The organism is Streptosporangium vulgare, from assembly GCF_042428775.1.
In the GTDB taxonomy this organism is placed as follows: domain Bacteria; phylum Actinomycetota; class Actinomycetes; order Streptosporangiales; family Streptosporangiaceae; genus Streptosporangium; species Streptosporangium vulgare.
Genome location: NZ_JBHMBS010000045.1, coordinates 1 through 20757 on the forward strand (window position 1 = coordinate 1; position 20757 = coordinate 20757).

General features: G+C 71.9%; 18 protein-coding genes. 9 read left to right on the forward strand and 9 right to left on the reverse strand.

Going from position 1 to position 20757, the window contains the following annotated elements:
- Positions 1-171: 171 nt before the first annotated feature.
- Positions 172-975: a dihydrofolate reductase family protein gene (locus ACFFRH_RS41915; protein WP_344748450.1), complete on the forward strand. Its 804-nt coding sequence runs from the start codon at positions 172-174 to the stop codon at positions 973-975.
- 193 nt (positions 976-1168) lie between these two features.
- On the opposite strand, the gene ACFFRH_RS41920 is transcribed toward ACFFRH_RS41915, so the two are convergent.
- On the reverse strand, positions 1169-1816 hold the full coding sequence (locus tag ACFFRH_RS41920) for an MOSC domain-containing protein (RefSeq protein WP_344748449.1): 648 nt from the start codon (positions 1814-1816) through the stop codon (positions 1169-1171).
- Between the two features lie 514 nt (positions 1817-2330).
- Between ACFFRH_RS41920 and ACFFRH_RS41925 the strand changes: the two genes are divergently transcribed.
- Entirely contained in the window at positions 2331-3071 is a 741-nt protein-coding gene (locus ACFFRH_RS41925; RefSeq protein ID WP_344748448.1) for an NPP1 family protein, read from the forward strand.
- Between the two features lie 5 nt (positions 3072-3076).
- Here the strand turns inward: ACFFRH_RS41925 and ACFFRH_RS41930 are convergent, their stop codons facing one another.
- From ACFFRH_RS41930 to ACFFRH_RS41950, 5 genes are all read right to left on the reverse strand, one after another.
- The gene (locus ACFFRH_RS41930; protein ID WP_386163598.1) at positions 3077-5572 is read right to left on the reverse strand and encodes an FtsX-like permease family protein; all 2496 of its coding nucleotides are present in this window, start codon (positions 5570-5572) and stop codon (positions 3077-3079) included.
- A complete protein-coding gene (locus ACFFRH_RS41935; RefSeq protein WP_344748446.1) occupies positions 5569-6261 on the reverse strand; it encodes an ABC transporter ATP-binding protein in 693 nt (230 codons plus the stop codon). Before ACFFRH_RS41935 ends, ACFFRH_RS41930 begins: the two co-directional genes overlap by 4 nt.
- Positions 6258-6782: a PadR family transcriptional regulator gene (locus tag ACFFRH_RS41940; protein WP_344748445.1), complete on the reverse strand. Its 525-nt coding sequence runs from the start codon at positions 6780-6782 to the stop codon at positions 6258-6260. The genes ACFFRH_RS41935 and ACFFRH_RS41940 overlap by 4 nt, the downstream gene beginning before the upstream one ends.
- A 201-nt stretch (positions 6783-6983) precedes the next feature.
- Positions 6984-7274, reverse strand: coding sequence for a hypothetical protein (locus tag ACFFRH_RS41945; RefSeq protein ID WP_344748444.1), 291 nt, complete (start codon positions 7272-7274; stop codon positions 6984-6986).
- 43 nt (positions 7275-7317) lie between these two features.
- Complete coding sequence (locus tag ACFFRH_RS41950) at positions 7318-7770, reverse strand: carboxymuconolactone decarboxylase family protein (RefSeq protein ID WP_386163601.1); 453 nt, start codon at positions 7768-7770, stop codon at positions 7318-7320.
- Between the two features lie 96 nt (positions 7771-7866).
- Between ACFFRH_RS41950 and ACFFRH_RS41955 the strand changes: the two genes are divergently transcribed.
- Positions 7867-10659 carry an AfsR/SARP family transcriptional regulator gene (locus ACFFRH_RS41955; protein ID WP_386163603.1) on the forward strand — a complete coding sequence of 931 codons (2793 nt, stop codon included), beginning with the start codon at positions 7867-7869 and terminating at the stop codon, positions 10657-10659.
- 46 nt (positions 10660-10705) lie between these two features.
- Here the strand turns inward: ACFFRH_RS41955 and ACFFRH_RS41960 are convergent, their stop codons facing one another.
- The gene (locus ACFFRH_RS41960; RefSeq protein WP_386163605.1) at positions 10706-11554 is read right to left on the reverse strand and encodes an SGNH/GDSL hydrolase family protein; all 849 of its coding nucleotides are present in this window, start codon (positions 11552-11554) and stop codon (positions 10706-10708) included.
- 891 nt (positions 11555-12445) lie between these two features.
- Here ACFFRH_RS41960 and ACFFRH_RS41965 point away from each other — a divergent pair.
- Genes ACFFRH_RS41965 through ACFFRH_RS41980 form a run of 4 tightly spaced genes read left to right on the forward strand, consistent with a single transcriptional unit; the run spans position 12446 to position 16379 of the window.
- Positions 12446-13477 carry an ABC transporter substrate-binding protein gene (locus tag ACFFRH_RS41965; protein ID WP_386163607.1) on the forward strand — a complete coding sequence of 344 codons (1032 nt, stop codon included), beginning with the start codon at positions 12446-12448 and terminating at the stop codon, positions 13475-13477.
- A 9-nt stretch (positions 13478-13486) separates the two neighbouring features.
- A complete protein-coding gene (locus ACFFRH_RS41970) occupies positions 13487-14527 on the forward strand; it encodes a FecCD family ABC transporter permease (protein WP_386163609.1) in 1041 nt (346 codons plus the stop codon).
- Positions 14528-14532: 5 nt separating this feature from the next.
- Positions 14533-15609, forward strand: coding sequence for a FecCD family ABC transporter permease (locus ACFFRH_RS41975; protein WP_386163611.1), 1077 nt, complete (start codon positions 14533-14535; stop codon positions 15607-15609).
- Positions 15606-16379: an ABC transporter ATP-binding protein gene (locus ACFFRH_RS41980; RefSeq protein WP_386163613.1), complete on the forward strand. Its 774-nt coding sequence runs from the start codon at positions 15606-15608 to the stop codon at positions 16377-16379. The genes ACFFRH_RS41975 and ACFFRH_RS41980 overlap by 4 nt, the downstream gene beginning before the upstream one ends.
- A 253-nt stretch (positions 16380-16632) precedes the next feature.
- On the opposite strand, the gene ACFFRH_RS41985 is transcribed toward ACFFRH_RS41980, so the two are convergent.
- Both ACFFRH_RS41985 and ACFFRH_RS41990 read right to left on the reverse strand, forming a co-directional pair.
- A complete protein-coding gene (locus tag ACFFRH_RS41985; RefSeq protein ID WP_386163615.1) occupies positions 16633-17670 on the reverse strand; it encodes a cation diffusion facilitator family transporter in 1038 nt (345 codons plus the stop codon).
- 4 nt (positions 17671-17674) lie between these two features.
- The gene (locus ACFFRH_RS41990; RefSeq protein ID WP_386163617.1) at positions 17675-18118 is read right to left on the reverse strand and encodes an ArsR/SmtB family transcription factor; all 444 of its coding nucleotides are present in this window, start codon (positions 18116-18118) and stop codon (positions 17675-17677) included.
- Between the two features lie 565 nt (positions 18119-18683).
- Here ACFFRH_RS41990 and ACFFRH_RS41995 point away from each other — a divergent pair.
- Together ACFFRH_RS41995 and ACFFRH_RS42000 are read left to right on the forward strand one after the other, a co-directional pair.
- On the forward strand, positions 18684-19280 hold the full coding sequence (locus tag ACFFRH_RS41995; RefSeq protein WP_386163619.1) for a DivIVA domain-containing protein: 597 nt from the start codon (positions 18684-18686) through the stop codon (positions 19278-19280).
- A 243-nt stretch (positions 19281-19523) separates the two neighbouring features.
- Positions 19524-20708, forward strand: a complete 1185-nt coding sequence (locus tag ACFFRH_RS42000) for a hypothetical protein (RefSeq protein ID WP_386163621.1) — start codon at positions 19524-19526, stop codon at positions 20706-20708.
- Positions 20709-20757 lie beyond the last annotated feature (49 nt).

Consider the following 20757-nt stretch of genomic DNA (forward strand, 5'->3'; position numbering starts at 1 on the left):
GACGCCAGGAGCGCGAGGCACTCCTGGCGCGAGAGGATCTGCAGACCTGCCGAGTCGAGCTTCATGCCCTTCAGGCTGCCCTCGCGTTCCACGAGAATGTTAGGGGCGAAAGTCCTCTTCGTCGCCGCCGATCTGCCCTGGGTGGGCGGCCCGTACCAGAACGAGCCCGGCGTGGGCACTGTCGGTCACGTCGCAGGCGCCGTCGCCGGGTTTCATCGGCCGGTCGCTCTTGGATTGGGAGTCGTCCGTTTCATGCGGGGCCTGAATCGTTGTCACCTGACGGGGTACTTCCGTGCTCTTGCCCGGTGGTGTGCGGCTCGCCGCCGGTTTCCGATGTTGGGCATGTTTGAAGGGGAGTTGTTCATGCGCAAGCTCGTGTATTACGTCGCCTCGACCCTGGACGGGTTCGTCGCGGGGCCGGACGGTGCCGACCCTACCGGTCCTGGCGGTTTCTGGCCGATGTCGGAGGACTACGTGCGTCATCTGGCCGCTCGGTATCCGGAGACCCTGCCCGCCCTGGCCCGGCAGGCTCTCGGTGTCACGGCCGAGGGAACTCATTTTGACACCGTCCTGGAGGGGCGGCGCTCCTACGAGATCGGGTTGCGGGCCGGCATCACCGACGCCTACCCCCATCTGCGTCACCTGGTGTTCTCCCGTACTTTGTCGCGGAGCCCGGACCCGGCTGTGGAGATCGTGTCGGGTGATCCGGTCGTCAGGGTCCGGGAGTTGAAGCGGCAGGACGGCAAGGACATCTGGGTGGTCGGTGGTGGCGAGCTGGCCGGCGCTCTTTATCCCGAGATCGACCGGCTTGTTCTTAAGTTGGCGCCGGTGACCGTCGGCGTCGGCATCCCGCTGTTCGGCCGCGGCGCGGCCTTCGATTCGCGTGTCTGGGAGCTGGCCGACCACACCGTCCTGGACAGTGGCACGCTTTTTCTTACCTACACCCGCACGCCCGGCGAGCGGGAGCCGGTCTGACCCGCACCGGCCCGTGGTCTTCCGCCGTGTGCCGGGGCCGGGCGGGGGCGTTTCGGTCAGCCGCTCGCGGTGTGCGGTCGGTCGTCGGTTCGCCGAGTGCTACGGGCCGGGTCTTGAAGTGGTTCGGCGTGCGGGTCCGGCTCGTTCGGGTGAGCTTGGTGGTGCGGCGCGGGTGATGTGCTGAGGCCGGTGTCTACGTGGTGCGGCGGCGGGCCCGTTCCTTGATCTCCTCCGGTAGCGCGTCGGCGGCGGGCAGTTGTGGCAGCAGGCTTGGTTGCGATGTCATCGCCCGGAAGACGAGCGCGACGGTCACCTGGTGGTCGGGCCGGTGCGCGATCTCGATCGGGTCGGTGGCGCGGATGTCGCCGGGTTCGATCACCCGTAGGTACGCGCCCGGTTGTGCGGCCCGGGTGAACTGTTTGATCCAGCCCTCGCGTTCCAGCCAGCCCTGGAACGTCGCGCATGGGAGGCGCGGGCATGAGACCTCCAGGACGACGTCCGCCCCGATGCGCCAGCGCTCACCGATCAGGGCGTCGTTGACGTCCAGGCCCAGGGTCGTGAGGTTCTCCCCGAAGACTCCGTTGGGGAGTGGCCTGCCCAGTTCGGTCTCCCATCTGTCGAGGTCCTCGCGGGCGTATGCGTAGACGGCCTGGTCGGAGCCGCCGTGGTGTTTGACGTCGTGGACGCGGTCGCCGGTGAGGCCGACCGCGCCGGTGCCTTTGGGGCCGGGGGCGGTGACGGTGACCGGGCCGTCGACGGGTCGTTTGTCGATGCCCGTCAGGCTCAGCCCCTTCCATGGGTTGGGGCGGGGTCGGCCGATGTTGACCGAGAGCAGCTTCATAACGGTGACGTTACGTTCCGTCGTCCGCTCGGGCGACATCTTTTCCGCGTGGTGGCTCGCGGGCTTTCGTGCCGGTGACGGTCCGGGGCACAGGGGTCTCCGGGCGGAGCCGGGACGTCTCATGCCGGGGTGCCTGGGCGGGCCGGTCGGGTGGTGGTGCGGGCGGTGGTGGTGAGGCTGTGGGGCCGGTGATTCGTGATCTTTCGCTCGTGGTTCACCCGCTGACCGTCGCCGATACATGTCGGCGTCATTTGCCGCGGAGACCTTGATCAAGCGCCGGTTCCGTGGTGCCGTGCAAGTGCGAGGCACGCTCATACCGGTGTGGAGAACGCGCCGGTGTGAGCACCACGCCGATGCGCTGTCAGGTCATGGAGCAGTCCTTCGAGAAAGCGGAAGAATGCGAAAGCTGTCGTCGTTCACGTCCACCGCGAGGGCACCGAGGTCAGCGACCGGGTCGGAGAGGAGGACATCTTTTCCCGCATCTCTCACACGTAGGCGTTCCCGGTTCGGGATCGTGTTCGGTGTCGCCGTTCTGGGGGTTGTGATCCCCGCGTCGGCGGCCTACGCCGATCCGCCCCAAAATCTGCCTCAGTCGGCCGGAGGGTATGAGTCGTCGTTCTCGCCGGCCTATGACTACGACGGTGACGGCTGCTATGCCACTCCCGCCATCGGGCCGGACGGGACCCTCGCTCCGGGGCTGAACCCGACCGGTGCGGTCAACGGCAACTGCCGTGACCAGTCGGACCTGGACAACTCGCAGACCTACGCCCGCGCCAAGTGCAACAACGGCTGGTGCGCCATCGTGTACGCGAGCTACTTCGAGAAGGACCAGGCGTTGCCCGGCATCAGTCTCGGCGGTCATCGTCACGACTGGGAGCATGTCGTCTCCTGGGTGAATCAGGCGTCCAACCAGGTGGAGTACGTCTCGACCACGCAGCACAGCAGCGTTGTGACCTATCCGCGTTCGCAGGTGCGTTTCGACGGGTCGCATCCCAAGGTCGTCTACCACAAGGACGGGGCGTCCACGCACTTCATCCGGCTCGCCAACGGCAACGACGAGCCGCCGGAGAACCATTACCACAACTGGCGTTATCCTCCGCTGGTGGACTGGAACGGCTGGCCCAGTACCTCGCTGCGTGACAGGTTGATGAACGCGAACTTCGGTTCCGCGACCATCAAGATCAATGACGGCAGGTTCGGGGACCTTCTCTCGCGTTCCAAGCCGGGGGGTATTCCCTTCGATCCCTGGGCCTGAGGAGGTCACAGGAGACGGCGGGCGAGGGGGAGCCGGGTCCGGGTGATCAGTGCCGCCGCGGTCGCCAGGAGGGGGAGTCCCACCACCACGGCGATCACGAACGGCCACGGTACGGCGATCGTGGCGGGGTCGCCGGCGCCGTGTGTCGTCATCGGCCGGCTCAGCGCCACGCCCGTCACCGCTCCGGCGGCCAGTCCCACCAGCGCGCCGAGTCCGGAGATGTAGAGGGCCTGGCCGGCGACGACCGTTCGTAGCGTCCTGGGCGGGGCGCCGATGGCGGCCATCGTCGCTCGCTCGGGGCGCATGTCGGCGGCTGCCAGGCGGGTGGCGGCCAGGGTGCCGCCCACGACGAGGACGAGGGCGCCGACGAGCCAGCCCCACAGTCCGGGGTCGGGGGTGTTTTGGTAGCCCTCCTCGGAGGCGACGGTGACGCGGGGGGTCACCTTGGCGAGGTCGCGCCAGAGTGTCGAGTCGGCCGGTGGCCGGTGCATCGCGTAGAGCTGGCTCTCCTTCGTCGAGAAACCGGCCTGTTCGACCAGGGCGCGTGGTAGCAGGGCGCCGCCCTGGTGTTCGTCGGCGGGGGTGGCCGGCACGGCGGGGACCTCGATCGTGCGCGGGGGGCCGGAGGTGGAGCCGGCCCGCAGCGTCAGTTTGCCGTTTCGTAGCGCGGTGGCGTCGAACACCACGGCCTTGCCGTTCGCCAGTGCCGCGGCCGCCTGGGGGTCGTGGCGTCCCTGCAGGAGTTCGAGCAGGGCCTGGTCTCCGATGGCCGCCGTGCGACGTGTCCGTATCCCGTTCCAGCGGACGGTGTAGCGCAGCGCGTAGCGGCGGTTCTCGGCGTTTCTCGCCTGGTAGCCGGTGGCCAGCGGTACGCCGGGCAGCAGGCGGGTCGCCTCGGCGTGAAGTCTTCTCCAGGTGGCGTCGTCGATGGTGCCGGCCCAGATCGCGAGCATGCCGGCCGGGCGTGCCGAGGTGTAGGCGTTGCGCCGGTCCATGTACTCGCTGTGGGTGCCGATGCCCACCGCCACGGCGGTGGCGGTGACCGCCATGACGGCCGCCACGGCGCTCGCCGTCCGGGATCGGTGGCGGACGGCGTCGCGGACGGATATGCGCAGCGGGAGCCACAGTCGCGCGGCCGGTCGTCCTGTCTGGCGGACCAGCCATGGTGTCAGTGCCACCAGTCCGAGCAGGACCGGTACCGCGGAGGCGAGCACCCACACCGAGTCCGGCTGGCGTCGCGCGATCACGGTCGCCCCCAGTCCGGCCAGTATCAGCGCGGCCCCCGCCAGGGGCCAGCCGCGCCGGTCGGCCGCCGCGGGGGTGCGGTCGGCCAGCACGGTCGCGGTGTTCTGCCGGGCCGCCTGCAGGGCGGGTACCAGTGCCGCCACGAGCCCGGTGAGCAGGCCCAGTGCGGCGACGGCCAGAACCGGTGGCCATGGCACCTGGGGTGGGCCGGTCTGCCCGCCCCAGCGCGCCGTGACCGGGGCGCCCAGTGTTCCGGCTCCGATGCCGAGCACCGTCGCGACGAGGGTGGCCGCGCCGCCGAGGATGAGGCCGTCGGCCAGCACGATGGTCCGCAGTTGCCCGGCCGAGCCGCCCTGTGCGGCGATCTCGGCCAGTTCCCTGCGCCGTCTGCGGAGTCCGACCGCGAAGGCGGGTCCGGCCAGCAGTACGGTCACCAGTGCCACCATGATCACCATGGTGGCGATTCCGACCGTGTACCGGAGGGTGAGGGCCGGGGCGCGGACCGGGGAGGGTGGCGAGTCTGTGATCATGGTGCGGGAGGTGACGTACAGGCCGGCTCTGTTCAGCGCGGGCACGTCGGTCCAGGTCACGGGCTTCGTGGTGTCGGCGAGCCATCCGGTGCCGTACCCGCGTGGAGACCAGAACTCGTTCCGCAGCAGGGGGAGGTCGGGGCCCACGACCTTGCGCAGTGACGGCCGGTGGGGGTGTTGGACCACGCCCACCACCGTCAGTGGCTCCGCGCCGGCCGGTCGCAGGAGATCGCCGGGCCGCAGGCCGAGCGCGGGTGTCACCGCGACCTCGCGGGCGGAGGGGAGCCTGCCCTCGCTCAGCGTCAGCGTTCCCTTGGTGAGGGGGTCGCGCAGGTCGGTCTCCAGTGCGTCGACCCGCTTGGTGCCCAGTTGGAGGACGCCTTCGTTGAAGGGGATCAGCCGGGTGCCGGGTCCGAGCAGTGCGGCCACCTCGGTGGCGGCGAGCCTGGGCGCGGCCGCTTCGTCGCGGCCGGTGCTCCAGTTCGCTCCGCCGCCCTGCTGACTGAGCACCGTTCCCTCGGGTGCCTGTGAGATGTGGGCGTCGGCCGCGCCGAGTTCGGCCGTCAGTCCTTCTCGCGGTGTGATGTTCATCGTCTCGGTGAGGGTGAGAAGCGCCGTGATCACCAGGACGGGCAGGCCGATCATCACCATGATGAGCGCGCTTCGTCCCCGGGCGCGCCACGCGCCGCGGCGGGCGAGGCGCAGCGCGACGCGAACGGCGCTCACCGGGCGCTCGCCAGTGACACGTCCGTGGAGTCGGTGATCATTCCGTCGCGGAGGAACACGACCCGATCGGCCCAGGCGGCGTAGCGCGGCTCGTGGGTGACGAGCAGGACCGCCGCGCCCGCGTCGCAGCGGGCGCGCAGTGTTTGCAGGATCTCGTCGCCGGCGCGTGTGTCGAGTGCGCCGGTCGGTTCGTCGGCCAGCAGCAGGCGCCGTTCGCCCACCAGGGCGCGGGCGATCGCGACCCGCTGGCGCTGGCCGCCGGACAGCTCGTCGGGGAAGCGGTCGGCCAGGTGTGCCGCGTCGATCTGTGTGAGTACGGTCATGGCCTCCTGCCTGGCGAGGCGTGAGCGTACGCCGTCGAGTTCGCGTGGCAGCATCACGTTCTCCGCCGCCGTCAGCGAGGTGATCAGGTTGAGGTCCTGGAAGACGTAGCCGACGCCGCGGCGCCGCAGTGACGCCAGGTCGCGTACGGTGGACAGGTCCTGTTCGCCGAGGTGTACCGTTCCCGACGTGGGCCGGTCGAGCCCGCCCGCGAGGTTGAGCAGGGTGGACTTGCCCGATCCGGACGGGCCCATGACCGCGACCAGTTCTCCCGCGCCGACTTCGAGGCTCACGCCTCTCAGGGCGTGGACGGCGGTCGCCCCCTCGCCGTGGACCCTGGCCACCTCGGCCAGCCGTAGGACCGTCATCTTTCCTCCTTGAGAACGGCTTCGCAGTGGTCCAGCCACCGTTGCTCGGCCTCGGCCTGGAAGATCATGGAGTCGAGCACGAGCCGCTGGGCCGCGCCTTCGGTGGCGGTTCGCTCCGTCGCGGATCGCTTGGCCCTGGTCAGCTGCTGGAGGGTGCGCATGGTCGCGGTCCGCTGCCTGCGGATGACCTCGGCGACGTCGACCTGCCTGGCGGCGACGGCCATGGCGAGCTTGATGACCAGCTCGTCGCGTGGCCGGTCGGACTGGACGACCGGGGTGTCGAACCATCGCGTCATCTCCGTCAGGCCGGCCGCGGTGATCGTGTAGACGACCCGGCCCTGCTCGTCGGACTCGCCCGGCTCGACCAGGCCGTCGCGCTCCAGGCGGGACAGTGTCGTGTAGACCTGGCCGATGTTGAGCGGCCAGGTCGCCCCGGTCGACCCCTCGAACTCCACCCGTAGCTGGTAGCCGTGCCGGGGCCCCCTGCTGAGGAGGGCGAGCAGCCCGTGCCTGATCGACATGGATACTAAGTATGCATATTCAGTATGCAGTTATCAAGGAATTCCGCCGTATTCCGCATGGCAACGGGGCGGGGTGCCCCCCGCGACGCGGGGGACACCCGGTGGAAAGCGGCGACGGGCCGGGAGGCGAGGGGCCGTGGCTCCGGGAGCGGGCCGGGCGGCGGCACCGGAGACGGTCGGCCGAGGGGCGGTCGCCGGATCTCAGCGCTCGTCGACGACCCGGCCGTTCAGGGCGGTGTCGTCCCTGGTGAGGGCCATGGTCAGCGGCGCCTCGGGGAACGTGGGCAGGGCGGCGAGCGCGGCGTCCAGCTGCCCGGCGCTCTCCCAGTACCAGGTGTCGGTGTAGGTGCCGTCGTCGAGCCGGATCAGCACGGCGCGGCTGAGCCCGGGGTGTCCCTCCCGGACGGTCGCGATCAGCGAGCTCCGGCGGGCCAGGAACTCCTCCAGGCCGGCGTCGGCGACGGAGTAGCGGTGCGAGCGGACGACGGGCATGTCGATGCCTCCTTGAATATGAGGGGTGCGTGGGGGGCGGTGCTCACCAGCTGCCGGCGACCTGGCGGATCGGGGCGTTCAGGCGGTTGAAGAGGTTGGTGACGGCGGTCATCAGCAGGATCGAGGCGAGCTGGCGCTCGTCGAAGTGGCCGGCGGCGTTGTCCCAGACCTCGTCGGGGACGGCGTCGTCGCGGTCGGCCAGCCGGGTCGCGGCCTCCGCCAGCTCCAGCGCGGCCCGCTCGGCGTCGGTGTAGTACGGGGCCTCGCGCCAGGCGGTGACCAGGCCGATGCGCTCGTCGCTCTCGCCGAGCTTGCGCAGGTTCTTCAGGCCGGCGTCGACGCAGAAGCTGCACCGGTTGATCTGGCTGACCCTCAGGTGGATCATCTCCATGAGCTCCTGGGGGAGCCCTTGTGACTGGGCCGCCTTCATCAGCTCCTGGATCGGCTGGATCGCGGCGGGAACGAGCGTGGCGGGGTTCTTCATCCGGGCTTGCATCGTGTTTCCTTCGTCTCGGTTCGTGTGAGATCCAGAGTGGCCGCCCGGATTGATAGATTCGCTATGCGCGCGCGATGCGACGGTGTTGGAGGGACGATGCTGCGCCTCACCCTTCTGGGTCCCGTCCAGCTGGTCGTCGACGGCGCGCCCCTGACGGGGGTCGCCCCGCGCCACCGGGCCGTCCTGGCCTACCTCCTGCTCAACGCCGGCCGGGTGGTCAGCATCGATCGGCTGATCGACGCGATGTGGGGCCACGACCGGCCCGACACCGCCCGGTCGCAGATCCACGCCTCGCTCACCGCGGTCCGCAGGGTGCTGCGTGGCGCCGGAGCCGCGCGGCTGCTGGAGACGCGTGCCGGTGGCTACGTCGCGCGGCCCGAGCCGGGGCAGCTCGACACGCAGGAGTTCACCGAGCTGGTGGCCGCCGGTGAGCTGCGCGAAGCCCTGGAGCTGTGGAGCGGCGAGGCGCTGCAGGACGTGCACGCGCACTACGCCGACGGCGTCCGGGAGCTGTGGAAGGACCGGCGGCTGTCGGCGTACGAGCGCCTGGTGGAGGCCGAGCTCGCCGCCGGGCGGCACGGTGAGCTGCTCGACGAGCTCGCCGCCCAGGTGAGCGCCAACCCGCTGCGCGAAAGGCTCGCCGGCCACCTCGTCCTGGCCCTGCACCGGGCCGGACGGCAGGCCGACGCCCTGGCCGCGGCGCGCTCCCACCGCACGGCTCTCGCGGACGAGCAGGGCCTCGACCCCGGGCGCGCCTTCACCGAGCTGGAACGGGCGGTCCTGGCGGACGATCCGGCCCTGCGCCCGGCCGCCGCGGCGCCGGTGGTTCCCGGCCCGCCGCGTCGCTCCACCTTCCTGCCCTACGACATTCCCGACTTCTCTGGACGGACCGCTGAGCTGGAGTGGCTCGCGGGCGGGTACCACGGGCCGGCGGTCGTCACGATCGACGGCATGGCCGGGGTCGGCAAGACCGCGCTCGCCGTCCACGCGGCCCACCGGCTCGCCGCCCGCTATCCGGACGGACGGCTCTTCATCGACCTGCGGGCCCACACCGCGGGCCGGGAGCCGGTCGAGGCCGCGGCCGCGCTGGAGACCCTCCTGCGCCAGCTCGGGGTGCCCGCCGAGCGCATCCCGGCCGCCCCGGCCGAGCGCGGCGCCCTGTGGCGCGCCGAGCTGGCCGGCCGCCGCGTGCTCGCCGTGCTGGACAACGCCCTCGACGCCGAGCACGTGCGGCCCCTGCTGCCGGGGCACTCCGAGACCCTCGTCCTGGTCACCAGCAGGCGGCGGCTCGTCGACCTGGACGGCGCGCACGTCCTCTCGGTCGACTCGCTGGGGCAGGAGGACGCCGCCGGGCTGTTCGGGCGGATCGTGGGCGAGCGCGCCCACCGCGAGCCGGACGCCGTACGCGAGGTGCTGCGGCTGTGCGGGCACCTCCCGCTCGCCATCCGGATCTCGGCCGCCCGCCTCCAGCACCGCCCGCGCTGGAGCGTGTCCTACCTCGCGGGCCGGCTGCGAGACCATCGCCGGCTCCTGGACGGGGTGTCGGCGGCCTTCACCCTCTCCTACGAGCACCTTCGCGAGGACGAGCGGCGCATGTTCCGGCTGCTCGGGCTGGTGCCCGGCCGCGACATCGACCCCTGCGGCGCGGCCGCGCTGGCGGGGATCTCGCAGGAGGAGGCGGAGGAGCTCCTCGAAGGACTCCTCGACGCCCACATGCTCCTGCAGCTCGAACCCGGCCGTTACACCTTCCACGACCTGCTGCGCGAGCACGCCCGCTCGATCGCCGAGGACGACGGTGCCGTCATGCGGCTGCTCGCCTACTACCTGCACCGCTCCCGCGCGGCGATGGACCGGCTCTTTCCCGACAGCGTCGGCCATCGGGAGGGCATCCCCCAGCCGGCCGCCCCGGTCGCGCCCATCCGCGACGCCGCCGAGGCGAACGCCTGGCTCGACGCCGAGCGCTCCAACATCATCGCGACCGCCGTCCACGGCCCCGAGATCTGTCTCGGCTTCCTGGCCCTGACGATGCGCCCCTTCCTCGACCGGCGGGCCCACCACGACGACGCGCTCACCCTGCACACCCTGGCGCTGCAGCGCAGCCGCGAGCTCGGCGACCGCGCGGTCCAGGCGCGAGCCCTCACCGACCTGGCGTGGACCCACTGGCGGCTCGGCGACTACGAGCGAGCCGAGGAGCACGCCCACCAGGCCCTCGACACGTGCGAGGAGGTCGGCGAACGGGCCAGGGCGCTGCTCACGCTGGGCAACGTGGCCCTGCGGCGGCGGGACGCGCGGGCCGAGCGATACCTCAAGCGGGCGCTCGACCTCACCCGGATCGGCGCCGACACCTGGGGCGAGGCCCACGTGCTCGGCATCCTCGCGCTCGTCCTCGACCGCGCGGGCCGCGCGCAGGAGGCCCGGCGCCATCTGGACCTGGCCCTGGCGCTGCACCGCAAGGTCGGCAACCCGGCCGGGGAGGCGATGACCCTCGACCACCTCGGCGTCGTCCTGCGGCGTCAGGGCGAGCTCGCCCGGGCACGCACCCGCCACGAGCGGGCCGCGGCCCTCTACCGTGAGCTCGGCAACACCACCGACGAGGCGGCCGCGCTCAACGGGCTGGCAGAGGCGGCGGGCGACCCGGCCCGCGCGGTCGCCGAGCACACGGCCGCGCTCGCGCTCGCCGGCCTGACGCGCAACCGGCCCGAGCAGGCGCGTGCCCACGACGGGCTGGCACGCGCCCACCTCGCGCTCGGGAGTCCGGAACGGGCCGGTGAGCACGGGCGGCTGGCTCTGGGCCTCTACCGGGAGCTCGGTGTCCCCGAGGCCGAGGAGGTCCGCGCCCTCCTGGAACAGGCCGGGGAGCCCGCGGAACGGGACCGTCCCCGCCCGTGAGGGGTGTCCCGCCGCGGTTCGTCACCGGGCCGCGTCCTCCTGGCGACTACACGTCCGCCACCGCCGGTGAGCTGGACTGGAGGACCTGGTAGGTCACCTCGGCGAGGGCCCGCTGCCCGCTGGTGTTGGGATGGAAGTAGTCCCAGGTGCTGAGCTGCCCCAGCGTGAAGGGGTAGGCGAAGACGGCGCCGCCGTCATACCTGCAGGTGCCGTACTCCGCGCAGACCCGGGCGAGCACGCCGTTGAAGTCGGTGACCCGCTGCCTGACCCGGTCGCGGCGTGCCTCGTCCTCGGCGGAGGTCGAGCGGGGAGCGGCCAGCATCGACTGGCAGATGCCGAAGGCGGCCCAGGCCGTGCGCGCCGAGGAGCTGTCCTTGCCGACCGACCACAGGCGCTTGAGGTCGGGGATGCTGGCGACGAACACCGACGCCTGCGGGATCCCGGCCGCCAGTTCCTGCATCGCCGCCCGGAAGCGGCTCTCGAAGTCGGCGACCGAGGTCATCGACGACTCCGAGGAGGCGCACGCGTCGTTGGCGCCCATCAGGATCGTCACGTAGTCGACCCCCTGGGAGACCGCGGCCCTCGCCTGCCCGGCGAGGTCGGCGATCTTCGCGCCCGACCGGGCGTCGTTGTGGGCGGTGAGATCGGGGTTCTGCGTCCTGATCCGGTTGCGGTGACTGTCGACCGAGGTGCTCGAGCCCGTCGACCACGACCGGCTGGTGCAGTCGGCGAACCAGCCGCAGGCGTTGAACCCGCGGGTGATGGAGTCGCCCAGCCCGGCCATGGAGCCGGGCGGCGCGACGGAGTCCGAGGTCGCCGTCCCGGCGGGGAGCACGGAGCAGCCGAGGGCCGCGGCCAGGACGAGGGCGATGCGAAGGGCATGGCGTTTGAACAAGGGACCTACCTCTATCAAGGGGGGTGTGCCGGATGCTGATCGTGCATCGCCGAGGGGCGGCCGTACATAGGGAAAACAGAAAACTTACGCCCCGGTCAAGTGAGCAGTCAGAGATAGGGGTGATCGGGCTTTCTCGGGGGGCCGGATTGGCGTCCCCATAACGTGGCCGCCGGCCGGGCGAGGGTGAGGTTCGGAGGTTCGGAGAAAGGCGCCGGAGGCCGCGCCGCGCCCGGCGGCGGGCGGAGGCGACAGCGAGAAGCCCTTACGTGCCGGGCCGATCGGCCGGTCACGGCCGAGGGCATCCGCCGAAACAGGGCCTTTCGTGTTCTGGCCTGGTTCTATGAGCGGATTAACCGTGAATTGATACGCCACTGCGGCCCGTGCTGGTGCACATGACGCCACGCTCTCTTTTCTTATCGATCCGACCGCCGACCGGGATGGGCGTATCGACGGCATTCCCCGCCGCCCGGTGTCACTTGCGTGAACAGCCCCCGAATGGGAGTGCCGAATCATGGGAAGTCGTGCCGGTCCTTTTCCGGGCGCGGGGGAGGCGTCCGCGGTCGCGAACTCCGGCCGGGGCCGACCGCGCTCGCCTGCCGGTGGGGCGGTGCCGGGGACGTTCCGCCGGGCGCGGGCGGCGACGGCCGGTTCGTCGGGGCGCTTGCGGCGGTGGCGTGCGGCCGATGCCCGTCCCGGCCGTCGATCGGGCCGCCTCGCACGAACGCCGTACCGCGCCGAGCCGAGCGGGGTGGGGTGGGGTGGGAGGGGTGGTACGGATGGAAGGCGTGTGACGGGAGGTGCGAGATTGGTCACGCCGTCCCCGGGTTGTAATTTTGGATAGGCTAACCTAACTTTGTGGCGAAGTTTCCCCTTGCGAGATAGGAACACCGCATGCGCACGTCGCGTCGGGTTCTCGCCGTGGCGGCGTTGGGCCTTGCGCTCACCGGTTGCGGTGCACAGAATCCCCCGGCCACATCAGGCACACAGCCGTCCTCGGGCGCCCAGCCCTCGTCGCCCGGCCCGTGGTCGTTCACCGACGGCTCCGGCGAGACGGTCAAGGCCGACAAGACCCCCACCCGGATCATCGCGCACGCCGGTGAGGCGGCCGCGCTGATGTCGTTCGGCATCAAGCCGGTCGGCATCTACGCCGACGAGCCGGTCAAGACCGACCCCAACCTGAAGGACCTCGACCTTTCCGGGATCGAGCTGCTCGGCCAGGAGTGGGGGAAGATCGACGTGGAGAAGGCGGCCGCGTTGCGGCCCGATCTGATCGTCGCGGACTGGTGGCCGGCGGAGAAGGCGCACAGCGGCCTGGAGGAGGGGGTCGACGAGAAGAGCAAGAAGCTCGCCGAGCTGGCCCCGGTGGTGGGCGTCTCCCAGGGCAAGTCCATCGAGGACCTCGCCGAGGGATACGAGAGCCTCGCCCAGAGCCTGGGCGCCAAGGTGGACGCTCCCGAGATCGCCGCGAACAAGAAGCGTTTCGAGGAGTCGGTCGAGAAGTTCAAGGCGGCGGTCGCGCGCAAGCCCGGCCTGACGGCCCTGGGCATGTCGCCCGCCGACGACAAGCTGTACGCCGCCAACCCCGAGTACGCGCCCGAGCTGCTGGACTTCCAGCGCTGGGGACTGAAGGTGATCAACCCGGCCAAGCCGGACCCGGGCTTCCCGTACTGGGAGAACCTCAGCTGGGAGAACGCCGACAAGTACCAGCCCGACCTCATCCTGTGGGACGGCAGGTCCTTCACACCCACGGCCAACGCCGAGTGGGGCAAGAAGCAGCCCACCTGGTTCAAGATCAAGGCCGCCAAGGCCGGTGCGGTGGCGGCCTGGCCCGCGTACTGGCTGCACACGTTCGGCGACTTCGCCACCGAGGTGGACAAGCTCACCGAAGCGATCAAGGTCGCTGACGAGAACCTCGGCGACTGATCCCCTTCGATGTCCAGCACGCTTTCGAACAGTGCGTTCTCACCACGACGGGCCCCGGTCCTCGGGCTCGGGCTCGTCGTGCTCTGCGCCCTGCTCGCCGCGGTGGCCTTCCTCAGCGTGACCTTCGGCTCACGTGACATCGGGCTGCCCGACGTCCTGCGGGCGCTGGGCGGCTTCGGGGCCGAGGAGTCGATCACCAGCACGGTGACCCTGGAGCTGCGCGTGCCGCGCACGCTCCTGGGCGTCCTGGTGGGCGCCGCCCTGGGCCTGGCGGGCGCGATCCTGCAGGGCGTCACGCGCAACCCGCTGGCCGACGCCGGGATCATGGGGATCAACTCCGGCGCGGCCGTCCTCGTGGTCTTCGCGTTCACGGTCCTGGGCATCCGGGGCGTGAACGTCTACATCTGGTTCGCCTTCGCGGGCGCGATCGTCGCGACCCTGCTGGGGTACGCGATCGCGTCGCTGGGCCGCGAGGGCGCCACCCCCGTCAAGCTGGCCCTCGCCGGCGCGGCGGTCACCGCCGGCCTCGGCTCGGTCACCTCGGGCATCGTCATGACCAACGTCGACGCGCTGAACGAGCTGCGTTTCTGGCAGGTCGGATCGCTCGCCGGCCGGTACGCGCCGACCCTGACCGGGGTCGCGCCGTTCCTGCTCGCGGGCCTGGTCGCGGCACTGTGCCTGGGCAGGGCGCTCAACGGGCTCGCCCTCGGCGAGGACGTCGCGCGGGGGCTCGGCCAGCGGGTCGGCCTCACCAGGGCCGTCGCCTTCGGGGTCGTCGCGATCCTCGCGGGCGCGGCCACGGCGGCCTGCGGGCCGATCGTCTTCGTCGGGCTGGTGGTGCCGCACCTCGCGCGGACGCTCTGCGGTCCGGACCACCGGTGGATCCTGCCGTACTCGATGCTGCTGGCGCCGATCGTGCTGCTGCTGGCCGACGTGCTCGGCCGGGTCGCGGGCGCCCCGGGGGAGCTGCAGGTCGGGGTGGTCCTCGGGGTGCTCGGCGCGCCGGTCTTCGTGGTGATCGTGCGCTACGGCCGGCTGTCGGAGGTGTGACGACGATGGCGGCGACGATCCACGAGACCCACGAGCCCCACGATGCCCTCACGGCCGTCTCAGGCGCGGTCCGCGCCACCCGGCGCGGCCGTACGGCCCGGATCGTGGTGGTGACCTCCGCGCTCGCCGCGGTCGTCGCCACCCTGTTCGTGGTGACGATGATGGTGGGCAGCTTCCGTCTCTCCGCCACCGAGGTGATCGGGTCGCTGCTGGGCACGATCGACGACCCGAGCCTCGACTTCGTCGTCCTGGGCCTGCGGCTCCCCACCGCCGCGACCGCGCTCGCGGTCGGGCTCGCCCTCGGCGCGTCCGGGACGATCTTCCAGCAGCTGCTCCGCAATCCCCTCGCCTCCCCCGACTTCGTCGGCATCTCCTCGGGGGCAAGCCTGGCCGCGGTCACCGGGCTGGTGTTCCTGCACGTCAGCGGGATCGCCGTCGCCGGGCTCGCGCTGGGCGGGGCGCTCGTGGCCGCGCTGCTGATGTACGTGCTCGCCTGGCGCGACGGCGTGAGCGGCTACCGCTTCATCCTGATCGGCATCGGCGTGGCGGCCTTCTTCGAGGGCCTCACCGGGTTCGTGCTGACCCGCGCCCAGCTGTTCGAGGCGCGCCAGGCGATGCACTGGCTGACCGGCTCGGTCGGGCAGGCCGACGACACCGAGCTGCGGCTCCTGCTCGGCGCGCTGGCCGTCCTGCTGCCCCTGGCCATGCTGCTGCAACGGCAGCTGCGGGTGCTCGAACTCGGTGACGACGCCGCGCGAGGACTGGGCGTTCCCACCGAGCTCGCCCGTGCCGGCCTGCTGGCCACCGCCGTGATCCTGGTCGCGCTGGCCGTCGCGGCGGCCGGGCCCCTCGTCTTCGTCGCGCTCGTCGCAGGACCGATCGCCAACCGGCTGCTGGGCCCGGCCACCGGCGGCATCGCCGCCGCCGCCCTGGTGGGCGCGGCGGTCCTGCTCACCTCCGACCTGGTCGCCGTTCACCTGCTGCCGACGGCACTGCCCACCGGCGTGGTCACCGGCGCGGTCGGCGCACCGTACCTGCTGTGGCTGCTCGCCACCACGAACAGACAAGGAGCGGGCGGATGAGCCGCCTCCGCGCCGAGGGCCTGTCCCTGGGCTACGACGATCGGGCCGTCATCACCGACCTCGACGTCTCCGTACTCGACGGAAAGATCACCGCGATCGTCGGCGCCAACGCCTGTGGCAAGTCGACGCTGCTGCGCGGCCTGGCCCGGCTCCTCAAACCACGCCGGGGAGCCGTGTACCTCGACGACAGGACGCTCAACGAGCTGAGCACCCTCGACGTGGCCAAGGTGCTCGGCCTGCTGCCGCAGACCCCCGTGGCGCCCGACGGCATCACGGTCGCCGACCTGGTCTCCCGCGGCCGCTACCCGCACCAGGGCTGGTTTCGCCGGTGGACCGACCGCGACCACGAGGCGGTGACCCGGGCGCTGGCCGCGACCGACACGGCCGACCTGATCGACCGCCCGCTGCGCGCCCTGTCCGGCGGGCAGCGGCAGCGGGTCTGGGTCGCGATGGCGCTGGCCCAGGACACCGACCTGCTGCTGCTCGACGAGCCCACCACGTTCCTGGACATCAACCACCAGGTGGAGCTGCTGCGGCTGCTGCGCAGGCTCAACGCCGAGTCCGGCAAGACCATCGTCGCCGTGCTGCACGACCTCAACCTCGCCTCCCGCTTCTGCGACCACATCATCGCCATGGCAGGCGGCGCCGTCGTCGCCGAGGGGCCCCCGGGCGCGGTGATCACCGCCGAGCTGGTCGAGAAGGTCTTCGGCCTCTCCTGCGTGGTCGTCCCCGACCCGGTCGCCGGAACCCCCATCGTGGTGCCCGCCTAGCGGCCCGCCCGTGGCGAGGCCGGGCTCCCGGTCCGGCCCCCGGCCGCGGGGGTGTATCCGGGAGGTCTGGCACATCGTGTTCTGCGGATACCGGTGAGCGGGCGGCGCGCGGTAGCGCCCGGAGACCGGCCGTTCGCCCTGATCCTCGGAGGACGCCTTCCGGCGAGCTCCAAAAGCGCGAGGGGCCGGGTACGAGGGCGCTACGCGGCCGCCGCCCCCGGCGGGCGCGCCGGTCCGGTGACGGCACCGAGGGTCAGTGCCGCGGCTCGGGCCGTGGCGGGCTGCGGTGGGCGGGGCCGTGCGGTGCGGCGCAGTGGGGGGCGGCGTCGCCGATGGTCAGCAGCCCCGGTGGGACGTGGTCGACCTGCAAGGTGATGTGCTCGATACCGTAGGTGTCGCGGAACATCCGCTCGGCGGCCTGGCGCACGGTGTGGCAGTCGGCGCCGTGAGCGACCAGGATGTGCGCCGACAGCGCGGCGTAGCCGGAGGTGACCTCCCAGATGTGCAGGTCGTGCACCTCGACGACGTGTTCCAGGGTGGCGGTCCTGGCGCCGATCTCGGCGGGACTCATGCCCACGGGGGCGGCTTCCATGAAGACCCGGCCCGCGTCGCGGACCAGGCCCCAGCCCGCTTTGAACATCAGGGAGGCGGTGACGAGGGCGGCGATCGCGTCGGCCCGGGTCCAGCCGGTGAACCAGATGGCGGCTCCGGCGACCGTGGTGGCGACGAAGGCGAACAGGTCGTTGAGGATGTGCTGGTAGGCGCCCTCGACGTTGAGGCTGGAGCGGTCGGCCCGAGACAGCAGCCAGGTGGCGGCCAGGTTGACGGCGATCCCGGCCAGGCCGGTCACCACCACGTACAGGCCCTCGACGTCGGGAGGGGCGACCAGGCGGCGGACGCCCTCGAAGACGAAGCAGGCTGCCAGCAGCAGCAGGGTGATGCCGTTGACCTGCGCGGAGATGATCTCGGCGCGTTTGAGCCCGTAGGTGAAGCCGCCCTGGGGCGGCCGGGCGGCGATCCGCATGGCGATCAGCGCGAAGACGACGGCGATGGCGTCGGTGAGCATGTGCCCGGCGTCGGAGATCAGGGCCAGGGAACGGGCGATGAGGCCGGCGACGACCTCGACCGCCATGAATCCGGCGATCAGCGCCAGCGCTCCGGTCAGATAGCGGCGATCGGCCTCCGCGCTCACCCCGTGTCCGTGCCGGTGCCGGTGCCCGGCGTTGTGTCCGTCCGCGTGCCCGTGCCGGTGCCCGTCGCTGTGTCCGTCCGCGTGTCCGTGCTCGGCCATCGCTTCACTCCCCGTGGTGGGTGCCTGTTTCGTGCCCGATGTGGGTGATCGCCTGGGCGAACAGCATCCGCATGTGAGAGTCGGCCAGCCGGTAGTGCGCCAGCCGCCCGGCGCGGCGGACCTGCACCACGTGGTGGGCGCGCAGCAGTCGCAGCGCGCACGAGGTGGCCGACATGCTCTGGCCGGTGACCGCCGCCAGATCGCGTACGCACATCTCCCCGGCGTGCAGCAGGGCGGCCGTCAGCCGCAGTCTTCCGGGGTCGGCCAGTAGTGCGAAGACCTGCGCGAGCTCCTGCACCACCGGTTCGGGCGGCAGCGCCCGCCGGACGCTCTGCACCCGCTCGGCGTCCACCGCCGAGCCGGAGGGGGTGTCGGGACGCACGGTCACCGTCGCGGGGGAGTGGCCGCTCGGGTCCGCGGGGGCGCGGACCGTGATTCGGGGGGGCACGGCGCCCACCTCTTTTCCTCGTCGGGGCGAGGGCTGCTGGTCGCAATGCATGTGTGCTCGGTTGCTCACATGTTTAAGCGTTAGGTAATGAGGAAATTACGCTTCGTGAGCATCGCAGGTCAAGTGCCCTCCGCCTGGCCGGGCCGCCGACTCCGCGCCGGTGGACAGATGCCGATCGAAGGGAAACACGGCGATGACCACGAAGCGAACCACCGTTACCCTGACCACCCTCGTGACACCTGACGGCGCCTGACCGGCCACGGCGCCGCCCGCGTCCTCGCCGACCGGGCCGCCGTCATCCGACCGGAGCGCCGTCATCCGGCCGTCGGCACCTGGACCCGAGGAACACGCCGGTCGTGAGGCCGCCCGCCCTCATCCGACGTCACGCGGCCAGGTCAGGGCACGATGAGCCGGCCTGGTGCGTGCCACACCGCCAGGTGCCTTCCGCAAAACTCCGCAGAACTCCGCAGAACCCGGAACCACGACGGTCGGACGACACCGATTCCCGAGCTCACCGGTCCCGGTCACGTTTCGAAAACCATGGTGAAAGGTCACGTGAAAGGCCATGCACGACGAGCCAGGCCACGCACCCGCCTCCCTCGACGAGATCGATCACGCCCCTACCTCCCCGCTCGGCACGGGCCTTTCCGCCGGCGTGAGCCGGTTGAGCCCTGCCGCCGTGCGCAACCAGGTGTTCACCGTGGTCCGGCTGCGCGAAGGCTACGACCTGGCCGAGGTGGACACCTTCCTCGGCCAGATCGAAGCCACCTTCACCATGCTCGTACAGGAGAACGCGGAGCTGTACGCCCGCGCGACCGCCGCCGAGCGCGCCGCCAGGCAGGCCGGACCGGCGGAGGAGCGCGTGACGCGGATCATGGCGATGGCCCAGGACAGCGCCGACCGGATGCTGGCCGCCGCCGAGCGGCAGGCCGAGGTGATCGTGGCGCAGGCCCGCGACCGCGCCGCCGTTCTGCGGCAGGAGGTGCACGCCTCCTGCGGGCAGGAACTGGAACGCCGGACCGAGGAGTTCAACGCCTTCGCCGCCGACTACGGCAACCGGCTCAGGCGCAGCCTGCAGGCGCAGGTCGACCAACTGCGGAGCCTGCTCGGTGAACTCGCCGACTCCGGCGAGCCGGGGCCGGCACCGCCCCCTCGCCGATGACCGGCGGCCGGTGACGACACCGGCCGCCTCGACGGCGGCCGCCGTCGGGCGACGCACCGGCCGACACGCCCACGGACACACTGGCCGACGCACCGGCCGACACGCCCACGGACACACTGGCCGACGCACCGGCGGACACGCCCACGGACAGGCCCACGGGCGTCGCCGTCAAAGAGCGCCGAACGGCCCGTCGGCCGGTTCGAGACCCTTCCGCGATCCAATGCCGACAAGAGGTGGTGAGACATGTTGACGGCCGAAGGGACATCGGCGCTGGGACCGGCGCTGGAGGGAGCCTCTCCCGGTGCCGGCGCGTGGGCGGCGGTGCTGCTGGTGTCGCTGTCCACGCTCGCCGGGGCGTGGCTGGCCCGGCGTAACTCCGCGAAGGTGACGGTGTGGCTCGCGATCGCCTCGGCGATGATGCTGATCACCGCCCTGGCCGACCTGCTGCCCGACGCCTGGCGAGACGCCACGGAAACGGGAGTGCCCCTGTGGGCGGTCGGGCTGGCCATCGTGTTCGGCTTCCTGGTGATCACCTACTTCACCCGCAAAGGCTGCGGGCACAGGCACGGGCACGAGGGATCCAGGCCGGTCGGCGGCAGGCACGCGCCCGGCCTGCACCGCCGCGTCAAGGAAGCCGTCGACGCCGCCCTGTTCGGCGGCATGGGCACCGCGGCCGCCCTCACCCTGCACCGGGCGATCGAAGGCGCGACGCTGGCACTGACCGCCTCCGCCGTGGTCGTCATCGCCCTCATGGTCCACTCGGCCGGCGAGGGCCTGGCGCTGGCCGCCCTGCTGGACATGGCCCGGCAGCGCCTGGCCCCGTGGCTGGTCGTCTCCTGCCTCAGCCCGGCCGCCGGCATCCTGATCGCCGCCGTCGCCCCGCTGCCCGGCCAGACGGTGCCGCTCCTGCTCGGCATGGTCACCGGTGTGCTGCTGCGCACCGCGGTCGTCGGGCTCAGGCTCGCCGCCGCCGGCCAGGAGGGCGGGCGGCTGTCGGGGCGCCATCTGGCCATCGCCGCGGGCGTCGCCGTCACCGGGGGCGTCCTCCTGGTCGCCACGCACGGCGTACTGGGTGAGGACCACCCGCCGGCCGGGCACGGGTCCCACGTCGCCGGCCGTGCGGCACCGGTCTCACCCGCCCCCACGCCCGCCGCCCGGCCGCCGACCCCGCGGGCGACGGCCCCCCTGACCCAGGCCCAGCTGCGCGAAGCGGTGACCACCGGGCGGATGCCCCTGAGCGAGGTGCTGACCCGCACCGACGAGGTCGTCAAGAACGCCTGGGTCGGATGGCTCCTGTCGATCCTGCCCGGCCACAGCCCCGCCGAGATCACCAGGCTCCTGACGGCAGGCGGGATCGAGGCCAGCCGCCACGTCGGTGACCTGACCGAGGGACAACGCCGCTACCTGCTCGACGCCGTCGCCGAGTGACCGCGCCCTCCGCCCGGCCCCGGCCCCGGACGCGCTCCGGTCAGGCGGG

Coding starts and splice junctions, on each gene's coding strand:
- ACFFRH_RS42000 (WP_386163621.1), top strand. CDS start 19,524: ATGTTGACGGCCGAAGGGACATCGGCGCTGGGACCGGCGCTGGAGGGA.
- ACFFRH_RS41940 (WP_344748445.1), bottom strand. CDS start 6,782: ATGTCGATCAGGCACGGGCTGCTCGCCCTCCTCAGCAGGGGGCCCCGG.
- ACFFRH_RS41985 (WP_386163615.1), bottom strand. CDS start 17,670: ATGGCCGAGCACGGACACGCGGACGGACACAGCGACGGGCACCGGCAC.
- ACFFRH_RS41965 (WP_386163607.1), top strand. CDS start 12,446: ATGCGCACGTCGCGTCGGGTTCTCGCCGTGGCGGCGTTGGGCCTTGCG.
- ACFFRH_RS41980 (WP_386163613.1), top strand. CDS start 15,606: ATGAGCCGCCTCCGCGCCGAGGGCCTGTCCCTGGGCTACGACGATCGG.
- ACFFRH_RS41920 (WP_344748449.1), bottom strand. CDS start 1,816: ATGAAGCTGCTCTCGGTCAACATCGGCCGACCCCGCCCCAACCCATGG.
- ACFFRH_RS41975 (WP_386163611.1), top strand. CDS start 14,533: ATGGCGGCGACGATCCACGAGACCCACGAGCCCCACGATGCCCTCACG.
- ACFFRH_RS41970 (WP_386163609.1), top strand. CDS start 13,487: ATGTCCAGCACGCTTTCGAACAGTGCGTTCTCACCACGACGGGCCCCG.
- ACFFRH_RS41945 (WP_344748444.1), bottom strand. CDS start 7,274: ATGCCCGTCGTCCGCTCGCACCGCTACTCCGTCGCCGACGCCGGCCTG.
- ACFFRH_RS41935 (WP_344748446.1), bottom strand. CDS start 6,261: ATGACGGTCCTACGGCTGGCCGAGGTGGCCAGGGTCCACGGCGAGGGG.
- ACFFRH_RS41950 (WP_386163601.1), bottom strand. CDS start 7,770: ATGCAAGCCCGGATGAAGAACCCCGCCACGCTCGTTCCCGCCGCGATC.
- ACFFRH_RS41995 (WP_386163619.1), top strand. CDS start 18,684: ATGCACGACGAGCCAGGCCACGCACCCGCCTCCCTCGACGAGATCGAT.
- ACFFRH_RS41955 (WP_386163603.1), top strand. CDS start 7,867: ATGCTGCGCCTCACCCTTCTGGGTCCCGTCCAGCTGGTCGTCGACGGC.